The 22,096-nt window shown below is 54.7% G+C and carries 17 protein-coding genes; 12 read left to right on the top strand and 5 right to left on the bottom strand.

Annotated features, from left to right (window positions below; all coding sequences use genetic code 11):
• Window positions 1-21: 21 nt before the first annotated feature.
• The 9 genes from dusB (at window position 22) to hflX (ending at window position 12,063) form a co-directional block, all read left to right on the top strand.
• Window positions 22-1,008, top strand: a complete 987-nt coding sequence (gene dusB, locus ACFO5Q_RS07215) for a tRNA dihydrouridine synthase DusB (protein WP_068149221.1) — start codon at window positions 22-24, stop codon at window positions 1,006-1,008.
• 20 nt (window positions 1,009-1,028) lie between these two features.
• Window positions 1,029-2,111 carry a two-component system sensor histidine kinase NtrB gene (locus tag ACFO5Q_RS07210; protein ID WP_197421167.1) on the top strand — a complete coding sequence of 361 codons (1,083 nt, stop codon included), beginning with the start codon at window positions 1,029-1,031 and terminating at the stop codon, window positions 2,109-2,111.
• Window positions 2,111-3,565 (top strand): nitrogen regulation protein NR(I), encoded by a 1,455-nt coding sequence (ntrC, locus tag ACFO5Q_RS07205; protein ID WP_068149216.1) that lies wholly within the window; start codon window positions 2,111-2,113, stop codon window positions 3,563-3,565. Before ACFO5Q_RS07210 ends, ntrC begins: the two co-directional genes overlap by 1 nt.
• Before the next feature lie 80 nt (window positions 3,566-3,645).
• Window positions 3,646-5,994: a sensor histidine kinase NtrY-like gene (locus tag ACFO5Q_RS07200; RefSeq protein WP_197421165.1), complete on the top strand. Its 2,349-nt coding sequence runs from the start codon at window positions 3,646-3,648 to the stop codon at window positions 5,992-5,994.
• A gap of 22 nt (window positions 5,995-6,016) precedes the next feature.
• Window positions 6,017-7,414: a nitrogen assimilation response regulator NtrX gene (gene ntrX, locus ACFO5Q_RS07195; protein ID WP_068149208.1), complete on the top strand. Its 1,398-nt coding sequence runs from the start codon at window positions 6,017-6,019 to the stop codon at window positions 7,412-7,414.
• A 36-nt stretch (window positions 7,415-7,450) separates the two neighbouring features.
• Window positions 7,451-8,827, top strand: a complete 1,377-nt coding sequence (trkA, locus tag ACFO5Q_RS07190; RefSeq protein WP_068149204.1) for a Trk system potassium transporter TrkA — start codon at window positions 7,451-7,453, stop codon at window positions 8,825-8,827.
• Between the two features lie 9 nt (window positions 8,828-8,836).
• Window positions 8,837-10,279 carry a potassium transporter TrkG gene (locus ACFO5Q_RS07185; RefSeq protein WP_068149201.1) on the top strand — a complete coding sequence of 481 codons (1,443 nt, stop codon included), beginning with the start codon at window positions 8,837-8,839 and terminating at the stop codon, window positions 10,277-10,279.
• Window positions 10,280-10,443: 164 nt separating this feature from the next.
• Window positions 10,444-10,689 carry an RNA chaperone Hfq gene (gene hfq, locus ACFO5Q_RS07180; protein ID WP_068149198.1) on the top strand — a complete coding sequence of 82 codons (246 nt, stop codon included), beginning with the start codon at window positions 10,444-10,446 and terminating at the stop codon, window positions 10,687-10,689.
• Window positions 10,690-12,063 carry a GTPase HflX gene (gene hflX / locus ACFO5Q_RS07175; protein WP_068149192.1) on the top strand — a complete coding sequence of 458 codons (1,374 nt, stop codon included), beginning with the start codon at window positions 10,690-10,692 and terminating at the stop codon, window positions 12,061-12,063.
• A gap of 10 nt (window positions 12,064-12,073) precedes the next feature.
• On the opposite strand, the gene mazG is transcribed toward hflX, so the two are convergent.
• On the bottom strand, window positions 12,074-12,904 hold the full coding sequence (gene mazG / locus ACFO5Q_RS07170) for a nucleoside triphosphate pyrophosphohydrolase (protein WP_068149190.1): 831 nt from the start codon (window positions 12,902-12,904) through the stop codon (window positions 12,074-12,076).
• A gap of 88 nt (window positions 12,905-12,992) precedes the next feature.
• Between mazG and ACFO5Q_RS07165 the strand changes: the two genes are divergently transcribed.
• The 3 genes from ACFO5Q_RS07165 (at window position 12,993) to ACFO5Q_RS07155 (ending at window position 15,739) form a co-directional block, all read left to right on the top strand.
• Entirely contained in the window at window positions 12,993-13,946 is a 954-nt protein-coding gene (locus ACFO5Q_RS07165) for a glycerophosphodiester phosphodiesterase family protein (protein ID WP_068149188.1), read from the top strand.
• A 30-nt stretch (window positions 13,947-13,976) separates the two neighbouring features.
• The gene (locus ACFO5Q_RS07160; protein ID WP_068149183.1) at window positions 13,977-14,630 is read left to right on the top strand and encodes a phosphatase PAP2 family protein; all 654 of its coding nucleotides are present in this window, start codon (window positions 13,977-13,979) and stop codon (window positions 14,628-14,630) included.
• Window positions 14,631-14,821: 191 nt separating this feature from the next.
• The gene (locus ACFO5Q_RS07155; RefSeq protein ID WP_068149180.1) at window positions 14,822-15,739 is read left to right on the top strand and encodes an NTP transferase domain-containing protein; all 918 of its coding nucleotides are present in this window, start codon (window positions 14,822-14,824) and stop codon (window positions 15,737-15,739) included.
• A 482-nt stretch (window positions 15,740-16,221) separates the two neighbouring features.
• Here the strand turns inward: ACFO5Q_RS07155 and ACFO5Q_RS07150 are convergent, their stop codons facing one another.
• From ACFO5Q_RS07150 to ACFO5Q_RS07135, 4 genes are all read right to left on the bottom strand, one after another.
• Window positions 16,222-19,416, bottom strand: a complete 3,195-nt coding sequence (locus tag ACFO5Q_RS07150; RefSeq protein WP_068149178.1) for an error-prone DNA polymerase — start codon at window positions 19,414-19,416, stop codon at window positions 16,222-16,224.
• Between the two features lie 8 nt (window positions 19,417-19,424).
• A complete protein-coding gene (locus tag ACFO5Q_RS07145; RefSeq protein ID WP_197421163.1) occupies window positions 19,425-20,999 on the bottom strand; it encodes a Y-family DNA polymerase in 1,575 nt (524 codons plus the stop codon).
• Entirely contained in the window at window positions 20,911-21,708 is a 798-nt protein-coding gene (locus ACFO5Q_RS07140) for an ImuA family protein (protein ID WP_068149172.1), read from the bottom strand. The genes ACFO5Q_RS07145 and ACFO5Q_RS07140 overlap by 89 nt, the downstream gene beginning before the upstream one ends.
• A 206-nt stretch (window positions 21,709-21,914) precedes the next feature.
• The coding region (locus ACFO5Q_RS07135) for a hypothetical protein (RefSeq protein ID WP_380084314.1) at window positions 21,915-22,096 on the bottom strand (182 nt) is incomplete at its 5' end.

Genomic DNA, 22,096 nt, shown 5'->3' with positions numbered 1-22,096 from the left:
GCGTAAGTGTAGGTTTGTAAAATGGCTCTTAACATTGGTCCGGTCGAAATCAAAGACCCTGTGATCCTCGCGCCCATGTCCGGCGTTACCGACTTGCCGTTCCGTCGACTGGTAAAGCGTTACGGAGCAGGCCTTGTTGTGTCTGAAATGATTGCGTCTGAAGCCATGATCCGCGCCAGCGAACGGAGCCAGAAAATGGCTACAAGTTGCGCGGAAGAATTTCCAATGTCAGTCCAGCTTGCAGGCTGTGAGGGCGCGCGCATGGCAGAAGCCGCTAAACTCAATGAAGATCGCGGCGCCGCCATCATCGACATCAACATGGGCTGCCCAGTAAAGAAGGTGGTGAACGGCCACGCCGGTTCCGCCCTGATGCGGGACCTGGATCACGCTGGTGAACTGATCCATGCAACCGTGAACGCGGTGAACCTGCCGGTAACGCTGAAGATGCGCCTTGGCTGGGACGACAGCAGTTTCAACGCGCCTGAGCTTGCGAAAATCGCGCAGGAAGCCGGCGTGAAGATGATCACGGTTCATGGCCGTACGCGCTGCCAGATGTATCGCGGCCATGCTGACTGGAAGAAGGTCGGCATCGTCAAGGAGGCCGTTGACCTCCCAGTAATTGTGAACGGCGACATCAACACATTTGAAGATGTGGACCAGGCGCTGGCCGATTCCGGCGCTGACGGTGTCATGATTGGCCGAGGCACTTACGGGAAGCCATGGCTTGTAGGCCAGGTGATGCATTATCTCCGTACCGGCGAGAAGATTGATGAGCCAGCGCTTGAAGAGCAGCTTCAGCTGGTTCTTGAGCATTATGACGACATCTTGACCCACTATGGTGTCGAAGGGGGCGTGCGCATCGCACGCAAGCATTTGGGATGGTACACAAAAGGGCTTCATAGCTCTGCGGAATTCCGCAACGAGGTGAACCGCATTGAGGAACCTGAAAAGGTAAAGGCAGCTCTCAAGGAATTCTATTTGCCTTTGTGCGAGCAGGCAGCCGCCTGATGACAAGCACGGGGGAGGGCTTGGATCAAGGACCGCTGGCGGAGATTGTCGCCCAGGACATCCTGCACAGCTTGTCGCAGGCCGTGTTTGTGGTCGGGGCCGACGATTGCATCCTGGAGGTTTATGCCCAGGCAGAGGCCATTTTTGAGCGCAGCCGTGAAAGCCTGATTGGCAGCCCGATCAACCATATCCGCGGCATCGGCGGCGAGGCACTTAACATTGTTACCCGGTCGCGTGAGGAAAATACGCCACTCAATAGCTATGACGTTTCCGTGGTGCCTCCCATTGGGGATATTGAACTGATGGACCTGCACGCACACCCCTACGGGACTGAAGGGGTAGTGCTGTTGACCGCGCAACCGCGCAGGATTACCGCCTTTCTGGAAAAACGCGATCATATGGAAGCCGCCGCACGGTCTGTGGGTGGCCTTGCATCTATGCTGGCCCATGAAATCAAGAACCCGCTCTCAGGTATTCGTGGGGCGGCCCAGCTTATGGGGCGGGCGCTTGATGACAAGAATATCAAGCTGACGGAACTGATCTGCAAGGAAGTGGACCGTATCAAAGGCCTGGTGGATGAGCTGGAGACTTTCAGCAACCCATCCCAGGCCGTACTGGAGCCAGTCAATATCCATGAAGTGCTTGATCATGTGCTGAATGTCGCAGTCGCTGGGTTTGGGGCAAAATGTATTTTCAGGCCAAGATTTGACCCATCACTGCCGCCCGTTGCCGGGCTCTATGACCGCTTGGTCCAGATTTTCCTGAACCTGATCAAGAATGCCGTGGAGGCTGCAGGGCCAGAGGCGGACATTACGATCAGCACGTCATACCGGCATGGCATCTGGATTACTGGGCGCTCAGGCGAGCGAATCCGCTTGCCTATCGAGATCGCGATACATGACAGTGGCCCAGGTATTCCCGAGCACCTTAAGGGGCATCTGTTCGATCCTTTTGTCAGTGGCAAGGAAGGCGGTACCGGCCTGGGCCTTGCCCTGGTCGCGCGCTATGTCAGCGAAATGGGTGGCACCGTGACCTGCGATAACCACCCGCACGGCGGTGCGGTATTTAAAATTCAGCTCGCTCTGTATGAGGATGCAAAATAATGGCACAGGCAAAACCGACGATTATCGTCGCCGACGATGACATGACAATCCGCCTCGTGGTGAGCGAGGCGCTGCGCCAGGAAGGTTGGATTGTACTGGAAGCCGAAGATATCCCGGAACTGAAGCGTTTGGTCCTGGGCGGTCAGGGCAATGTTGTTATATCTGATGTTATCATGCCGTCTGGCAGTGGGCTGGATGCCATGCCTGAGTTGATTGAAGCACGCCCGGAACTGCCATTCATTATCATGAGCGCGCAGAACACCCTGTCTACTGCCATGGCCGCGACCGGCAAAGGGGCGTATGAATATCTACCGAAGCCATTTGACATCGACGAGCTAGTTTCCACGGTTAAGAAAGCTCTTAAAGAACGTGGCGCAACTGCATATACTGCAATCGAAAAAGATGACAGCTTGATCATTGGTCGCTCGACTGCGATGCAGGAGATCTACCGTACGATGGCGCGTGTGGTGAACACAGACCTGACGGTGATGGTGACAGGCGAAAGTGGCACAGGCAAGGAGCTTGTTGCACGCGCAATCCATAACCACGGACCGCGGGCGGACAATCCCTTTGTGCCGGTAAATATGGCGGCAATCCCGAAGGAGCTGATTGAAAGTGAGCTTTTCGGCCACGAACGTGGGGCCTTTACGGGAGCAGAGACACGCACGTTGGGCCGTTTCGGCCAGGCAAAGGGCGGAACGCTGTTCCTTGACGAGATTGGTGATATGCCGCTTGAGGCCCAGACGCGGCTTTTGCGCGTGCTGCAGGAAGGCGAATACCGGACGGTAGGTGGCCAGGCCAGCATCAAGGCAAACGTACGTATAGTAGCGGCAACCAACCGTAATCTAAGGAATATGGTGCGCTCCGGCGACTTCCGGGAAGACCTGTTCTTCCGCCTTAACGTAGTCCCCCTTAACCTGCCGCCGCTTCGTGACAGGGCTGACGATATCCCTGATTTGGCCGAACATTTCCTCCGAAAAGCCGCAGACAATGGCTTGCCGCTCAAAAAACTAACAGAGGGCGCCAAGAAGGTCCTGAAGTCGTTTGACTGGCCTGGCAACGTGCGTGAGCTGGAAAACCTGCTGCACCGGATTTGCGCCCTTTACCCAGGAAATGAAATTTCCGGCACGATCATCCAGAGCGAGTTTGAACGCTCGACCTCCGAGTTGGCCGGTGCCCCAATGGGGATGATGGCCAATATCAGCGGGGGAAACCTGTCGCAGACTGTTCGCCAGCATCTGGATCAGTATTTCGATTACCATGACGACGACCTGCCGCCCGCCGGGCTCTACCAGCGCATTTTGCGGGAGGTGGAACGGCCCCTCATCCAGAAAGTTCTGGCTGTCACGCAGGGGAATCAGGTGAAAGCTGCAGAGCTTCTGGGCCTGAACCGCAATACGCTTCGAAAAAAGATCCGGGAATTGGACATCTCCATGCCGGCCAAAGGCAGCTAGGCTCTTCGAGTTCAGTGCTTTTTTGATTTCTGTGTGTGATATTTCTGGAACAATAGTGGCAAATATGCATCATGGGCGCTATGTCTAAGATCAGTTCGCCAGATGCGCCAAAAATACCGAAGCTGCCCAACCGTCGTTGGGCCCGCTTTATGCTTTGGGCCCGTCGTTTCAATCTGGGCGGTCGGATCGAGATTCTTCTTTCCATCCTGGCGGTGATTGCGGCGATCGCAACCTATATCACCATGTCTCGCAAGTCAGCGCCGTTCGAAGTGACGTCAGGCCGGACGATGCGCGTGCTTCTGGCAATCAATCTGGCGCTTCTGATGGCACTTGGTGTATCGATCGGGCGCTGGTTTGTGCGTATTTGGAGCGCCAAGAAGGGTAAGGCTGCAGGCTCGCGGCTGCAGACCAAAATGACTGGCTTCTTCATTGCCATTGCTATCATTCCGCCAATCATCATGACGGTTTTCTCAGCCTTGTTTCTTGAATTTGGCATTCAAGGCTGGTTCAGCGAAAAGGTGCGCTCCACCATCAACAATTCGCTTGAGGTTGCTGAAGCCTATATGGTCGAACACCGCGCGACGATCGAGAAGGATATGCAAGCCATTGCGCTTGCTTTCAACCGAATGACCCCGTTGCAGCAGGCTGATCAATTGGCGCTTAGGCAGGTGGCATACGGTGCATTGAATACCAGGCTCCTTTCTGAAGTCTTGGTTATTGAGTACAGCGATACCGATACAGAAGGCGCCGTTTTGGCCCGTGCCAGTCAGGGGCTTGAGTTGGCAACGATCCGCCTAAAGGATGATATGATCGCCAGGGTTCGACATGATGGCATGTTTGTCGCCTCCAACCGTGCGGACAACACAGTAGTTGGGATGATCCGGCTGACTTCCTTTTTCAAGCCGACCTATCTTTATGTGGCGCGGGACCTGAACCCCCAGGTTCTGGCGTATCTGGAAGCGACCCGAAGTGCAGTGGCCGACTATGAAAACCTCGAGGGGCAGCGCAGCGACATTCAGTTGCAGTTCAATGTTGTTTTCATCATCGTTGCACTTCTGATACTCCTTGCTGCCATATGGGTTGGCCTTTGGTTTTCAAGTCGACTTGTCACCCCGCTTTCCAACCTGGTGGATGCAGCAGAGCGGGTAGGTAAAGGCGAATTGGACGCCAGGGTGCCCAGCGTTCCTACCAGTGATGAAGTCGGCACCCTTAGTCGCGCCTTCAACCGCATGACAGACCAGCTGGCAAAGCAACAAGACGCGTTGCTTGTTGCCAACCAGGAACTGGACGAACGCCGGCGCTTCCTTGAAGAGGTGCTGGAAGGTGTATCCGCAGGCGTCATAGGCATGCAGCAGGACGGGACCATCTTCCTGCCAAACCGGTCTGCTTCCAGCCTTCTGGGGCGCACCCACGACGAGTTGGTCGGGGAACGCTTGCATGATGTTGTGCCTGAGTTTCGTGAGCTGCTGGCGCAGGCTGAGGGTTCAAATGCCGGTGAGGCCAAGGGCCAGGTACAGGTGGAGGTTGGGGAAGAGGGGCGGACACTTCTGGTTCGCGTGTTTGTCGAAAAATCCGAAAATGACAATATCGCCGGCTACGTGGTGACGTTTGACGATCTGACTGAACAGTTGGCAGACCAACGGACGGCAGCTTGGGCTGATGTGGCGCGCCGGATCGCCCATGAAATCAAGAATCCGCTGACGCCGATCCAGCTTTCGGCCGAGCGCTTGAGGCGTAAATACACAAAGGAAATCACCACTGACGTAAAGGTGTTTTCCCAGTGTACAGATACTATTATCCGTCAAGTCGGAGACCTGCGCCGAATGGTGGATGAATTCTCATCTTTTGCTCGCATGCCGGCTCCAATTTTCAAGGAAAATGACTTGGTGGATGTTGTGAAACAGGCCGTGTTCTTGCAGGACGTGGCTGCGGCCAAGATTCAATTTACGACAGACCTTCCGAAAGATAGCCGGCTGTTGCCATGTGATGGACGACTGATCGGGCAAGCGCTGACAAACATCCTCAAGAATGCATCTGAGTCGGTTCAGGCAAGGACGGCCACTGATATGCAGAATATCAACGATACCGTTGAGCCGGGTTTGATCAAGGTGACCATGACACAAGATGACGACCGGACTGAAATCAGGGTCGACGACAATGGCCTTGGCCTGCCACAGGAGCAAAAAAACCGCCTAATGGAGCCGTATGTGACGACGCGCGCGAAAGGGACAGGCCTTGGGCTTGCCATAGTGCGCCGCATCGTTGAGGAGCATGGCGGGACCGTTAAGATTGTGGACAGGAAACCAGTTGGCGCACGGGCCATTTTGACATTCTCACACGCAGCGCTGCATCAGCGTGCTGAAACAACCCATTCGAATGAAACCAAGCAGCAGCTTGCGCTGAAAAACAGCGCAAGCGCGGCAGAGTGACAACCAGGGAGTAAGCCCAAAGATGGCTCTTGATATCCTTATCATCGACGACGAAGAAGATATCCGTGAACTGATTTCCGGTATTCTGGAAGATGAGGGCTACAACACGCGTACAGCCCGAGACAGTGATACTGGCCTCGCTGAAATTGAAGCGCGCCTACCATCATTGATGGTTCTGGATATCTGGCTGCAAGGCAGCAAACTTGACGGCCTTGAGATATTAGAGCTCGTGAAATCCCGTCATCGGGAGTTGCCGGTGGTTGTCATCAGCGGACATGGGAACATTGAAACAGCAGTCGCCGCGATCAAGAAGGGGGCTTACGACTTCATAGAAAAGCCTTTCGAGGCGGACCATTTGCTGCTGACTGTACAACGTGCGACCGAAGCGGAGCGCCTTCGTCGCGAGAATGAAGAGCTGAAAAAGCGATCTGTCTTCACGGTTGATATCACTGGAAAGTCAAATGCTATCAATGGTTTGCGCCAGAGTATTGAGAAGGTCGCTGCTACCAACAGCCGCGTATTGATTCATGGCCCATCGGGTTCCGGCAAGGAAGTCGCAGCGCGGCAGATTCATAACCGGTCGCACCGTGTTGGCAGTTCGTTTGTTGTTGTAAGTGCAGCTTCTATGGAGCCGCACCGCATGGAACAGGAGCTGTTCGGTGTCGAACAAAACGGTGGAGTTGTGAAGACCGGCCTTTTTGAGCGCGCGCACGGCGGTACGCTTTTCATAGATGAAGTGGGCGATATGCCGCTGCCCACACAAGCAAAAATTCTTCGGGTTCTGACAGATCAAGCCTTTGAGAGAGTTGGCGGCAATACAGGCGTAAAGGTTGATGTGCGCGTGATCTCCGCGACCAGCAAGGATCTCGTTTCAGAGATCGCCGAAGGCCGTTTTCGCGAAGATCTGTTTCACCGGCTGAATGTCGTGCCCCTGAAAATGGCCGCACTTTCAGAGCGACGCGAGGACATACCGGTCTTGGCTCAGAGTTTTCTTGATGCCCTTGCCGAAGCAACGGGGCGGCCAAAGGTATATCTGGCGGATGATGCGGTCGCCGCGTTGCAGTCCTATGACTGGCCGGGTAATGTCCGCCAGTTGAAGAATATCATGGAACGGGTCGTGATTATGGGCTCTGACGAGCTGGACGGGGAAATTACAGCCGACCAGTTGCCACCAGAAATTCAAAGCGGCTCGGGTGACTTGTTGCACTCTGGTAGTAATGGGGCCATTATGACGACGCCGCTGAGGGAGGCCAGAGAGGCCTTTGAGCGGGAATATCTGAAGGTTCAGATAAACCGGTTCAGTGGAAATATATCACGGACGGCCGCTTTCATAGGTATGGAGCGTTCCGCCCTGCATAGAAAACTGAAGTCACTGGGCCTGACCGGTTCTGCCAGAAACGGCGACGGTTCTGATAGTTAATCCAGCGACCAGAGCGATTAGGCGTTACGGGGAAATATGAAAGTCATTGTTTGTGGCGCTGGCCAGGTAGGCTTCAATATTGCCAAACACCTGGCAGACCAGCAGAATGATGTGACGGTGATCGACCGATCACCAGACCTCATCAGAAAAATCAGTGAGTCCTTGGACGTTCAAGCCCTTGTAGGGCACGCGTCGGACCCATCCATGTTGGACCGTGCTGGCGCAGGGGACGCTGAACTGCTTATTGCTGTTACCTGGTCCGATGAGGTGAACATGGTAGCCTGTCAGGTGGCTAGTTCTCTTTTCAGCGTGCCGACAAAGGTAGCGCGTATACGGAACCAAACATATCTCAAGCCTACCTGGGGCGACTTGTTCTCACGTGATAACATGCCGATTGATGTAATCATCTCACCAGAGCTTGAAGTGGCGGAAGCCCTTCGGCGGCGGCTTGAAGTGCCTGGCGCGTTCAATATGGTGCCCTTCGTGGATGGCCGTGTTCGCATGATTGGCCTGGTGCTTGATGAGAATTGCCCGGTGGTGGACACGCCGCTTCGTCAGTTGACCGAATTGTTCCCGAACCTGCAGACAACAGTTACTGCTGTGGTTCGGGGAGAGCGTATTTTCGTGCCCCGGAGCGATGACCAGTTACAGGCGGGTGATGCCGTCTATATCGCTGTTGAGACGGGTACGACCGAACGGGCGATGGCTGTGTTCGGTCATGAAGAAAAAACAGCGCAGCGTATTGTAATTGTCGGGGGTGGTAACATCGGCTTGTTCCTGGCAAAGCAGCTGGAGGATAATCCTTCGGTCAGCAATCTCAAGATCATTGAATACGACAAGAAGCGCGCTGAACTTATCGCTGAAAAGCTCGGCAGGACGGTGGTCATCAATGGTGATGCGCTTGATCGGGAAATCCTGCAGGAAGCGAATATCGCTCAGACGGACACGATCGTATCTGTGGCCAACGATGACGAGGTTAATATCCTGTCATCGCTTTTGGCAAAGCAGCAGGGATGCCCAAGGGCCATTACGCTGATGAACAACCCGATTTACGGCAGCCTAGTGGGCTCGCTTGGAATCGATGTTGCTCTTGACCCGCGCGAAACAACAGTTTCGTCGATCGTGCGGCATATCCGGCGCGGCCGGATTCGCGATCTTTACAGTATCTTTGAGGGCAAAGCAGAGATTATCGAAGCCGAAGTGCTTGAGGGTTCTGAGGTCGCAGGCAAATCAATCGGCGAGCTCAGGCTGCATGGTGATGTGAAGTTCGGCATGATTGTTCGCGGTGACGAGGCTATCACCCCTAGCGCCGACACCGTCCTGATGGGCGAAGACCGTGTGGTCATCCTGGCGCTTTCGGAAGCCGTGAAGAAAATCGAGCAGCTCTTCTCTGCGCGGGCAGATATTTTTTAGGGCCTTTTCATGTGGCGAAGCCGGCTTTTTTACCTGATCGGGTGTTGGATATTGTTGCTGAGCGCAACACAGGCAGTCCCGTTCACAATTGCTGCGGCACTTGGTGAATTACACGCTGCAAGCGGATTTCTGGCTTCCATAATGGTTATGTCGGTTATTGGCGGCTCGCTCTTTCTGGGGTTTCGCTCGACACCAAAAATAAAGGTAACCCGCCTAACCATCCTGTTGCCCGTGGTAGGCGGAATGGCTCTTGCGGCTGTGGCTGGCATGCCTTTCTTTTTCGTGTTTCCAGATCAAGGGCTAATTCCCGCCTTTTTTGAAGGCATGTCTCTTATTACTACAACTGGAAGCAGTGCTTACGAGGGCGCATTTGAAGAAATCGTATCCATCAGTTTCTGGCGGATACAGGCTGCCTGGACTGGGGGCTTTCTCGCGATCTGCATGACATTATCCATCCTTACGGCCGTGAATAGCGGTGGCGTCCAGTTGCACCGGTCACCGTTGCCCTATGGCGATAGTGAGACAGGATATCCTCGCTTGCGAGCCGTAGGCGTGTCAGTGGCTCCGATTTATGGTTTGGTTACAGTGCTTTGCTGCGCATTCCTGATGCTGACAGGCTTGCCGTTGTTCGACGCGCTCCAATTTGCCATGAGTACCGTCAGCACCACCGGGATTGGGCCTGATGGGTCAAACAAAATAGAGAGTGTAAGTACGCAAGTGGTTCTCGCCGTCTTTATGGTTGTTGCCATGCTGAACTGGGATATCATGAGGGCGCGACTATTGCGGGTTAAAGCAAAACACCCGCAAGGCCTGGAAAGCAAGAGCGTCTTGATGTTGGTCGGGTGCGGTGCAGCGGCCTTATACCTTCTGGCGTTTCCAGGTGATCTGGATGGTTTCTGGCATAGTGTTTTTGCAGCAATCTCTGCTATGTCCACCACCGGTTTTATGCCGTCGGAGCTCGGGTTTTCAGTGCAGGGGGCCGACGCCGGCGCCATTATCCTGATCGTCCTGGCCTGCCTGGGCGGCGCTGTGGCCAGTACCACAGGCGGCATGAAGCAACTGCGGTTGATTGTTATCTATCTGTTGGCGCGAAAAGAAGTTGACCGGCTGGCCCATCCGCACGGTGTAAAATCATTGCGGTTTCAGGCGTTTACGATTGAACGCAGGGATATTGAGGCGGTCTGGCTGCTGGTGGGGGCTTTTGTTCTGATGCTGGGCCTTGGAAGTCTGTCTCTATCGATACTGGGTATCGATTTTCAGGCTGCCACTGCTATGGCCGTTTCTGCCCTGACATTGTCTGGGCCGCTGATTACGATGTTCGATCCATACTTCAGTGGGTTTTCCGGGCTGACAGAGGCGGATTATATGATCCTTTCCGGCCTCATGCTGCTGGGCAGAATAGAGGCGTCATTGTTTCTTGCCCTGATCACAAGAAGTTTTTGGCGCGGATAATTGTACGAAGCCTGTTGACCGACAGCGAGAGTGTCTGACATATATGTACGCGCAGCCGATATGTGACGGGGAAGGTGTTTATCGGCACCGGATCAAACGGGTCGGCAGCGGCACTATGCTCTAAAGGCGAAATGATTATAACTTAAAAAACAAACGGACAGTCCATGTCAGAAAAAAATCAAAACCTCCAGGACGTCTTTCTTAACGCCGTTCGCAAAACCAAAACGCCGGTAACGGTATTTTTAGTCAACGGTGTTAAACTGCAGGGAGTAATCACTTGGTTCGACAACTTCTGTGTCTTGTTGCGCCGTGATGGCCATTCCCAACTGGTATACAAACACGCAATCTCTACGGTGATGCCATCTGGCCCAGTGCAGTTGTTTGAGCCGGAAAAAGATATTGAGGACTAATTGACCGACCGAACCGATGACCGCTCGGCCGATCAGCCGGGCGACGGCTGGTCAACCGAAGGATTAGGCTACCTCCAGGACGAGGCAGCTCGGCAGCGTGTATTCGTTGTCCATCCTTATGTGAAGGATTCCCGTAAAGCTGACGCGCTTGTTCGCTCTCCTGAGGCCCGCCTCGAGGAAGCCAAGGGGCTCGCCCTCGCCATCGACATTGACCTCGTCGGTGGGGAATGCATACCGCTGCGCGGTGTGCGCCCGGCAACCTACTTGGGCGTAGGCAAGCTTGATGACCTCAAAGCGTTCGTAAAGGCCGAGGAAATCGATCTTGTTATCTTCGATTGCGAGCTAAGCCCTATCCAACAACGGAACCTTGAACGCGAAATTGGCACCAAGGTAATTGACCGCACAGCCTTGATTCTTGAAATCTTCGGCAATCGCGCCAGCACGAAAGAGGGCGAGTTGCAGGTAGAGCTTGCACACCTCAACTATCAGAGAAGCCGACTGGTGCGGTCATGGACCCACCTTGAACGCCAGCGCGGCGGCGCAGGCTTTATGGGTGGGCCCGGGGAAACACAGATCGAAGCTGACCGCCGGATCATTGCTGACCGTATTACCCGAATCAAACGCCAGTTGGAGAATGTCACGCGCACGCGCACGCTCCACCGGGCACAGCGGCAAAAGACGCCGTATCCGATTGTGGCGCTTGTGGGCTATACCAACGCCGGCAAGTCGACGCTCTTTAACAAGCTGACGAATGCCGAAGTGCTGGCGGAAGATATGCTGTTCGCAACCCTTGATCCCACCATGCGGTCCATCGACTTGCCAAGCGGAAGGAAGATCATCCTCTCGGATACTGTGGGGTTCGTTTCTGAACTACCCACTATGCTCGTGGCGGCGTTCCGGGCGACCCTTGAGGAGGTGCTGGAGGCGGACGTAATTGTGCATGTACGCGACGCGGCACACCCCGATAGCGAGGTGCAGAAGAAAGACGTGGAAGATGTTCTTTCCGACTTAGGCGTGGATTTCGAGAGCGAAGCTGACGGAACCCCAATAATTGAAGCCCTGAATAAAGCGGATTTGCTGTCCGAGGAAAAACGCGAAGCCGCCATGAACAAGGCCGACAGGCAGGACCGCGTTGTCGCACTGTCTGGCCTGACGGGCGAGGGCTGTGAAACCCTCATCACGGCAATAGACGAGATCCTGAGTGCACAGGATCACCGGGTGGAGCTTACTGTGCCCTACAGTGACGGTGCGACTCAGGCGTGGCTTCATGCAAACGCCAAAATCCTGAGCGAAGAGCACGGAGAGCAGGGCGTTAGCTACTGCTTTACCGTGGACCCGGTTGCCTGGGCAAAATTCACCGCGAAAACAAAATAAGGGCGACGGGCTAGGCCCGCTGCTTTTCTTCAGCCTTGGCCTGGTCCCACAGCCGGTCCATTTCTTCCAGCGATGACTGTGATGGCTCTTTGCCCGCTTCTGCCAGCAAGGCCTCAATGCGGTGAAAACGACGTTCGAATTTGGCGTTGCCGTCCCTAAGAGCTTCTTCGGGATCAATGTCCATATGGCGGGCTAGGTTTGCCATCACGAACAGTAGATCACCGAATTCTTCCTTTAGGCGTTCTTTGTCGGTGCCTTTTTTGTATTCTTCGACGAGCTCAGCGGCTTCTTCTTGCATCTTGTCCAGGACACAAGCCGTTTCAGGCCAATCAAAACCCACGCGGGCGGCACGTTTCTGTAGCTTCACGGCCCGAAGGAGGGACGGCAGGCTGATAGATACACCGTCCAAAACTGAAGCCGTCTTGCCGTGCTTGTCAGCCTTTTTCTGCCGCTCTTTTGCCTTTTGGGTTTCCCAGGCGGCGATCTGGGCGTCTGCTGTCTCAATCGTTGCATCACCAAAAACATGAGGGTGACGCCGTACCATTTTGCCTGAAATCGCGTTGATTACATCGGCGAAAGTAAAATGGTTGGCCTCCTTCGCCATTTGGGCATGAAAGACCACTTGGAACATCAGGTCGCCGAGCTCGTCCTTGAGTGATTCCATATCGCCATGGCGGATGGCTTCATCCACCTCGTAGGCTTCTTCAATCGTATGAGGCACGATGGTGTCAAACGTTTGCTCAAGGTCCCAAGGGCACCCGCCTTCGGGATCACGCAGCTTGCGCATGATCTCCAGAAGGTCGTCTACCGAATAGTCGGGATTTGATGCATCTCTTGACATAATTGGCCTACCCTTGAACTGTTTGTTGCAGCCCGCACACATTCGTGGCTTGGGCGCTGAAGGTCAACCCTTTGAAGGACGGTGATTGATGATTAAACGGCTTCTTGCGCTTGTGTTTCTGAGTGCAGTCTTCTGGCCATCGCTGTTGGCGCGGGCCGAGGATGTGCCATCCCCTGACGGTGACAGCTATTATTATCTGGAAGTTCCGCCCGGTGGACTTGCCGAGTTCTTTCGTTGGCACCCACTTCGGATACCGCTTGTCAGCCATCATCGTGGTGGTCCAGCGCCGGGCTTTGCTGAAAATTCGATTGAAGCGATGCAGAACGCGCTACGCTATGGCCCCGGGTTGATGGAGGTGGATGTTGCCCAGCTTGCCGATGGCACCCTTATCCTAATGCATGACAATACACTGGACCGCACCACAACGGGTACGGGCGATGTCGCTGATACAAGTTGGTCGGATGTCCAATCGTTGACGCTTGTAGATGCCGAGGGGAAACAGACAGGTCATAAAGTCCCACGACTGTCAGATGCACTCCGCTGGGCAACGGGCAGGGCGATTTTGACGCTTGATATCAAAGTTGGTACCGATTTCTCAGCCGTCGTTCGCGAAATAGAAACCGCAGGCGCCACAGATTATGCCGTTGCTATCACATATTCACTTGAACAGGCCTTGGAGTATCAGGAAATTGCGCCAGATATGATGATGACAGTCACCATGCGCAATACGGAAGAGTTGGCCGCAGTTGAGGCCAGCGAGCTTAACAAAGACACGATCGTAGCCTGGACTGGCACAAGACTGACGTCCAAGGATTTCTACCAGATGCTTCACAACAGAGGGTGGCGAGTCATTGTGGGAACACTCGGCAATCCAGCATACTCGATTGATAGCCAGATCCGGCAAGCCGGACAGGATAGCAGGTATCTGGATATCTTGAATTTGGGCGCTGATATCATTGCGACGGATCGTTTCTGGGCCGTTCAGTCTCAGATTTTGAACCCGAATATCTTTGTTTTTACCAGGAGCAAGCTCTATAGATAGTGGCGCTGACTGGACCGGGAAGGGAGTTTTATGATCACGCAACCAAAGGCTTCTTTGTTTCACACTTATCGCTGGCCTTGTGTGCTCTTGTTGCTTGCAGCCCTTTGTGTTGTCCTGACTTTCTCAGGGTTTCTTGATGGCATCGACAAAGCAGGGGTGATGCTGTTTCGCACCGATGCGGCGGGGTCAGACCCGGTTGGTCCTTATTGGGCCGAGAAAGCAGTGCTGGGCCTTACCCACCTTGGTGACACCATTACGTTGATCATTTTTTCGCTACTGACCATATCATGGCTTTTGCTGCGGAAACAGAAGGCCGCTGCGATCTATTTCCTTGTGATGGCTGGGGGCTCGTTTCTTCTGTCAGCGGTTTTAAAGGCGATTTTTGGTCGCGCTCGCCCAGATATTGTCGAACATGTGGTCCATGCTTCTAGCGCCAGCTTCCCAAGTGGACACACTTTACGGTCTGCGGCCGTCTTTTTGTCGCTGCTTTTGCTTGCGCGGCTCTATAGTCAGGCGCTTCGGGGCTTTGGTTTTGCCCTTGCCGTTTTCGTTCTGTTTATGGGTATCGGTGTTAGCCGGATTTATCTTGGGGTGCACTGGCCTTCGGATATCATATTTGGTTGGCTAGTCGCAGGCTTCTGGGTGTCTTTGTGGGCGCCAAAATTGTCCGCTTCAAAAGTCTGAATATGCCAAGCCGGTTTGGCATTTAGCCGGTCGATTATGTCAGGTTTTCGTCTGAATCATTGCTTTTGTATGACAGCTCCTATAGATATAAAGCTTGGCTTGGCGACAGGCCATCGGTTTGGGAGGATCGAGAGACGTGACCAGAATTGGTCGCTAAGATTAAGATGGGGGCTACAGGGGACTGACCGGGCATGAAAGAAATGGCCATGTATGAGTTTGCGGCTGCACACCAACCCAATCATTCCAATACATTAACCAGATTGTCTGAAGCCACCGCATCTGAGCGGTCGTTTGCAGCGGTTGTGTTGGCGGGTGCGCGGTGCAGCAACGATCCGGTTGCCTCTATCTTCGGTGGTCAATACAAGGCGCTGGTGCCGATTTGCGGCAAGCCCATGGTTGAGCGGGTCATCGATGCGCTGGCCTCATCCAATTCTGTGAAGAGAGTGGTCGTTGTGTTTGACGACGCAGAGGTGTTGCATAAAAGTTGCCCTAATATAGGCGAGAACTACAATATCCCGGTTGAGGTTATTCCTTGTCGTGAGAGCATTTGCCGGAGCGTGGCTGGTGCACTCGAAAGTACTGGCGATGAATGGCCGTTTCTTGTGACAACCGCAGACCACGCATTGTTGACACCGGCTATGGTCGACCGCTTTTGCAGTGAGGCTTTAAATGGCGGTTCACTGTCAGTCGGTTTTGTTGAAAAGAAGCATCTGGATGCTGAGCATCCGGGATCGAAACGGACATATTTGCCGTTTCGGGAAACCCAGCTTTCGGGAGCAAACTTATTTGCCTTTACCAACAAAGGGGCTCTGCCGGTTCTTGATTTCTGGCGCCAGATTGAGATGAAGCGGAAGAAGCCATGGCAGCTGTTCAAGGCGTTTGGGTATCGCAATCTTCTGGGGCTGCTGTTTAAGCGCTATACGGTAGATGAGGCTTTTGCGCGTGCGTCAACTGTGCTGGGTGTGGAAGCCAGTGCGGTACGTCTGCCATTTGCGGAGGCAGCGATCGATGTCGACACGCCAAAGGATTACCATCAGGTAACGCAAATATTGCAAGACCGCACAGACGCGCTGCATTCTTTCGAAGCGCAACTCCAGCCTGTTTCCTGAATAGTTCAGTTGTCTGATTAATAGTGAGACAAGTTTGACCAGCGCTTGTGCTTTTTGCAATGCGGGCAGCAGAAAGAGCTTTTGGCCAAAGCGATATAGTCTTTCAGACCAAATGTGAAAATATGCCCACAGCTGTTACAGCGGTGTCTGGTTGTTACGATATACCGGTAGGTATAGGCGAATGCCACTAACGATACTACTCCCAAGCTCAGACCCGTGGGGGCGAGGATGAGGAGTAACGGGGCGCACAGGAAGAAAAACAGGCCGCCGATCAGTTTTTCAGACATTGACATAAGGCACAGGCTTCACTTGAAATCGTTGATGGAATACTAATAGTCAATGGTTAACGAAGTTACAAATCTATGTGTTTTTTTTATAAAAATTTTATCTTTTGCGAAGCTGGTTAACCAATTAGATAATTTAAATCAACAGGTTAAAAGGCCTAAGGCAAATCCCGCATGGCGTGTATCTTTTGCAACCAATTAATGGAAGTCCCTGCTTTTAGGGATCAGGTTTTTAACATCTCTGGGGTGGGATGCACCGCGATAGGCGGGAAGACTTTCCGCTGATGCATTTTTGTCTGACAAGTTGAGTAAGTCCGAGGATATATCTGTAAGCTTATCTGCAATCAGGTGCGTAACGCCGTCTTCATGCTGCAGTTGTCCATCCACCAATAAAAGTCGGCTGGACATCAATACGGCTCGTTGTTTTTTAAACAGACGTTTCCAGACAATCACGTTCGCAACGCCTGTTTCATCTTCCAGTGTTATGAAAACGACGTTGCCTTTGCCGGGACGCTGACGCACTAACACCAGGCCAGCTATTCTGACCTTGGCACCATTGCCAAGGTCGGGAAGGTCAGTGTTTTGAATGACACCTCGTGCGTGCAGACTGCTTCTCAGGAAGTCCAGTGGGTGCGCCTTAAGGGATAAGCGCATGGTCTGGTAGTCATTGACCACATGTTCGGAGAGAGGCATGTGTGGCAGTGTCACGCTTTCATTTTCTGCGTGTTCCCTAACATCGGCATGTTGGAAGAGGGGAAGGTCAGGGGCATCAATTAGCCCACGTACCTGCCACAAGGCCTGTCGTCGGTCCAGGCGGCAGGACCTGAAGGCATCCGCTTCCGCCAGTTTTTCAAGCTGGCTGACCGACAGCCGGGTACGGGTATGCAGGTCAGCCACATCGGCATAGGGGCGGGTTCGGGCACTAGTCAGGATATCGGCCGTTGACTTGGCGATGCCCTTTATCTGCCTCAGCCCCAACCGGATAGCCCACTTCCACTTGCTGTTTGGTTCAGGCTCCAGATGGCTGTCCCAGTTACTTATATTCACGTCTGCTGGATGCACTTTCACGCCATGATCGCGTGCATCACGCACAATTTGGGCTGGGGCATAAAATCCCATAGGCTGGGAATTGAGGAGGGCTGCGGCAAAAGCATGTGGATAATGACATTTGAGCCAAGCTGAAGCATAGGCAAGCATCGCGAACGCAGCAGCGTGGCTTTCCGGGAAGCCGTAATCGGCAAACCCCTTGATCTGGTTGAAACAACGTTCGGCATAATCCCGTCTGTAGCCACGGTTGGTCATGCCCGTGATGAACTTTTCCTCAAACTTGTGGATGGTGCCATGGTTGCGGAAAGACGCCATCGAGCGCCTGAGCTGGTCGGCCTCGGCGGGCGTAAAGCCGGCCGCGACGATTGCGATTTTCATCGCCTGCTCCTGAAAGAGTGGCACACCATAAGTGGCCTTCAGAACGTCGTTCAGCTCATCCGGTGTGCCGAACGCAGGGTCGCGCCACGGCAGCTCATGTTCTTCTTTGCCCTGGCGCCGCCTTAGGTAAGGGTGAACCATATCACCCTGGATGGGGCCAGGGCGGACGATAGCTACCTGAACGACAAGGTCATAAAACTTTCTGGGCTTCAGGCGGGGCAGCATGCTCATCTGCGCACGGCTTTCGACTTGGAAGACGCCGATGGTATCCGCTTTCTCCAGCATGTCATAGGTGGCGCAGTCGTCCTTCGGCAGGCTTGCAAGCGTATAGGGTAGTCCGTGGTGGAACCTGATCATGTCGAACGCCTTGCGGATGCAGGTAAGCATACCCAGCGACAGCACGTCTACCTTCAGGATATCCAAGGCATCCAGGTCATCCTTGTTCCATTCAATCACTGTCCGGTCTTTCATCGCAGCATTCTGTATGGGGACGACCTCGTGAAGCGGGGCTTCAGTTAGCACAAAACCGCCCACATGCTGCGACAGGTGCCGGGGAAAGCCCATGATTTCATGCGCGAGCGAGAGCGTTTGTTTCAGGCGCTTGTCCATGGGGTCGAAACCGGCCTCGCGAACCTGTTCATCGGGGATATCGCGACCGTAAGAGCCCCAAACCGTACCTGATAGTGCGCCGATTGTGTCTTCAGACAAGCCCATGACCTTGCCGACCTCGCGGATGGCGCTGCGTGGACGGTATGTAATCAGTGTGGCGGCAAGACCGGCCCGGTGCCTGCCATAGCGCCTGTAAATATACTGGATTACCTCCTCTCGCCGTTCATGTTCGAAATCCACATCAATATCGGGTGGCTCATCCCGTTCGTCGGAGATGAAACGGTCGAACAGCAGGTCAATTTCTGTTGGGTCAACGTCAGTGATGCCAAGGGCAAAACAGATTATGGAATTGGCTGCAGACCCGCGTCCTTGGCATAGGATATTCAAGCTGCGGGCATAAGTGACAATGTCATAAACCGTTAGAAAGTAGGGAGCATAGCCCTTCCTCCCCACAATCTTCAACTCACGCTCCAGCGTATCGGATACGGGGCTGGGGACACCGGCAGGGAACCGACCCTTGATCATCCTACGGGATATCTGTTCCAGATAAGCTTGCGGTGTCAAGCCGTCAGGAACGGGCTCAGTTGGGTAATTATATCGCAGTTCATCCAGGGAGAACTGACAGCGTTCGGCGATTTCGAGCGTGTTTTTGATGGCATCCGGGTAATCTGTGAACAGCCGGGCCATCTCCTGCGCTGATTTAAGGTATCGTTCGGCATTGGCTGCCAGCAGGTATCCCGCTTCCTCAATCCTCTGGTGGGTGCGGATGCAGGTTAGGGTATCCGTCAGCTCCCGCCGCTGTGGGCTGTGGTACAGCACGTCTCCGGTGGCAACGATCGGGATATTTGCCTGGTGTGCTATGCTTGCCAGTGCGCCAATCCGTTGCCGGTCATCTCCCCGGTAATGGTGACAGGCAGCCAAGTAGAGCGGGGCATCCAGCTTTTCCCGCAGTTTGGGCAGGGCATCTGGCAGGTTTTTCCCCAAGCTTTCTGGCAGCAATGCGAAGATATGCCCTTTGGAAAAGGCTGCGACATCTTCGAGCGCCAGGTCACAGGCGCCTTTTTCCGTCCGGCGGTTGCCGACGGTTAACAATTCGGTCAGACGGGCATAGGCCGCGCGGTCTGTGGGGTAGGCAAGCAGGCTGGTGCCGCAGCGCAGGTTCAGGCGGCAGGCGGGTATATAGCCAATATCATGGGCTTTTGCGGCGATATGGCCGCGCACAATGCCGCACAGGGTATTATGGTCTGTGATCGCCACGGCCTTCAGTCCCAGCGCCTTGGCCGTAATGACCAATTCGTCAGGATGAGAGGCGCCTCTTAAGAAGCTGTAATTACTGGTTATTTGCAGTTCAGAATACATGGTTGATCTCAGGCGAAAAAGCCATGCATGTACCAATCTGGCCGTTCTCCCTGATGGGCGTGAGAGTCAGGCATTGTGTAAAGACCATAGCGGAACAGCCAGAAACGGGCCCCGGATGACACTTCCACCTTATAATAGTCGCGGGTGCGGTCTTCCTCGCACAGCCACCATTCGGGGGCGATCCGTTCAGGGCCTGCCGCCCGGACGACCCGATGCTCCATCCGGCGCCAGCAGAAACGCTTTGGGGCACCTTCCGGAACCTCTGCCAGTACATCGATGGTTTCAGGGCGGCACAAGAGGCGCAGGGGCCTCTCGGGCAGGTTTTCAGGCAGGCTGCCCCAGTCAGGTGCCCCAGTTCCCACAGGCATGAAACTTTGCATGCGTTCGGGCAGATGGCTATGACGGTGCTTCAGGTGTCTGACTGTGCCGGTGCCAAGGCGGGTGCTCAGCCTGTCCAGTACTTCGGAAGCTGTTTGCTCCTGCGTATCCTGGCTTGATGCCAGTTGGGCAGGGGCAAGGCGCTCGGTCTCATAGGCCTTCAAGATCAACAGGTCAAAACCGAACTCAGCCTCAAGCAGCGGAATTTTCTCTACCAAAAGGCGCATAAGGTGTTTTCTGTCGCGGCTTGGCTTGTTGGTGCCGATCGTGAGCTGCTGGACACTGCCGTCCACGCGAAAAGCATAAAGCCCCAGGCGGGATAGTCCCAGTTCTGCACGTGCTAGCGCAACGGCCAGCTCTGTCAGAAGCTTGTCGCATGCAATTTTAATGGTTTCCAAGTGCACGACGGGTTCACTGAAGGCTTGCCGGACCTGCCAGTTGGGCAATGCCTCCAGGGGGGATATCGGTGCTTCCCGGCTGCCAGAAGCCATGTCTAGCCGTGTCAGGAGATCAGCCACCATTTTCGAGGGTTTGCCCCGGAAGCGGCGCGCGAGAGCAGGGCGCGGCAGTGAGAACAAGCTTCCGGCTGTCTTGAGGCCAAGGCGCACAAGGGTTTGCACACTGGAGCTATCCAGCCTGAGGGCCGAGACGGGCAGGGGCGCGAGCAGCTCCTGAGTGTTGGCCGCATCCCGGCTGATTGTGCCGTCCCGGTAGTGCGAAAGGGCCCAGGCTGCTGCCTGGTTTTCGGCCATCGCGAGACGGCTATTAATTCCGGCTTTTTCAAGCCTGTGACGGATATTGTCCAGCATGGCGCGTTCGCCGCCGAACAGGTGCGGGCAACCGGTGACGTCGAGCAGAATGCCATCTTGCCCATCGAGCGCCACAAGGGGGCTGTAGCGCCCCAGCCAGCGGGCGAGCGCCTCAAGGTCTTGGGTGTCCTTCTGCTTATCCGCCTGATGCACATCAATGTCCGGTTTGATGGCGCGTGCTTCCGCAAGCGTCATACCCGGCGCAAGGCCAAGGGCGGCAGCAGCCGGGCATACGGCATAAAGCTTCTGGGTCTGGTTTTCAGATTCCGTCAGGACAAGTGGCCTATCCGCCGAGCTATCCGTCAGGCTATCCAGTGGCGTGCACGGGCTCGCCTGCGCGCGGTGCCACCGATCGATCGGCCACCTCGGAAGCCATAGAGAGATAATCCTGCGCATGAGAGGGCCACTCCATCGTGATAGAGAAAGGGCGTTCACCACCCCTGTGTTTGACAAGGTTGATCGTGCCGCGGGCATCGCCTGGAGCTTTGGCGTCAAAAAGCGCATTAAGGCTGGCGGCGGGGGCGATACGAAAGCGGCTGTGGGCCCCGCTTGACGGGGCTTCAGGCGACCGTATAAGGAGCAGGCAGCGACTGCCGTGTGTTTGGGCCGCGAGGGTCAGGCGGCGGCTGGCCGTCAGGTCCACCGGGTCGCATTCGCCCACCACGGTCGCGAACGCATCGGTCTTGAGACCTTCCTCCACGGCCCAGAGGGCATCGATGGCCTTGTGCGCCTGAACCAATATGATGCGTTCGGGGGCGATGTCATACTGTTTGAGCCCGGGGCCATAAGGCAGGCCGTGATCCAGCGCCACAGCGCGGCTCGTCACCCACAGGATGGGCTTGTCGCTGTCCCTGACCGCCATCAGCAGGCAGGCCATGGCGGCGGTATAGTCTACTATCGTTTCAGCCCACAGCTCATGCACTTCGCCATAGGCAAGGGATGTCAGCATCTCTGTGCGGTCCGCTGCGTCGGTCACATCAGGCCCAAGGGCAGGGAGCGTCACCCCCGCGCTACCAAGCTGTGCCTGAAGACCCTTCAGTGTCGCCTGCTTGTGCGCGGAAACCTGCGTTTTTTCAGGGTTGTCATTTTCTGCGACAGGAAACACAGGCCATATCCTCACTCTCATCACTCGCTCATATGTTCACTATTTGTTCTCATTTTATACAGCTAATGTCAAGGTTGTTCTCAGTCGATCTAAGGTCTGTTCGCTTCGAATTCGATCAGAAATAAATAGCATTGTGCTTTTCCTGCACGCCCAGAGGAGGCAGGCGATTGGCCTGCCTCGCTGGGCGAAGGGCTCTCCCTCTTGGCTTACTCCAGCCCAAGGAGCGTGGCGAGCTTCGTTCCGAACATATAGTCTTTGTCCGTGACCGCTTCGTGCACGCCCTGCATCATTTTGGTATAGCAGCGCTGTTCCCCGTCAGGGCTTATGGGGCCAAAGAAGGCAATTGCATAAGAGAGGATTTTGATTTCATTTGAAGTGACGTAAGGAA

Source organism: Kordiimonas lipolytica (genome assembly GCF_042651265.1).
Classification (GTDB): Bacteria; Pseudomonadota; Alphaproteobacteria; order Sphingomonadales; family Kordiimonadaceae; genus Kordiimonas; species Kordiimonas lipolytica.
This window is presented reverse-complemented; position numbering and strand designations above follow the sequence as displayed.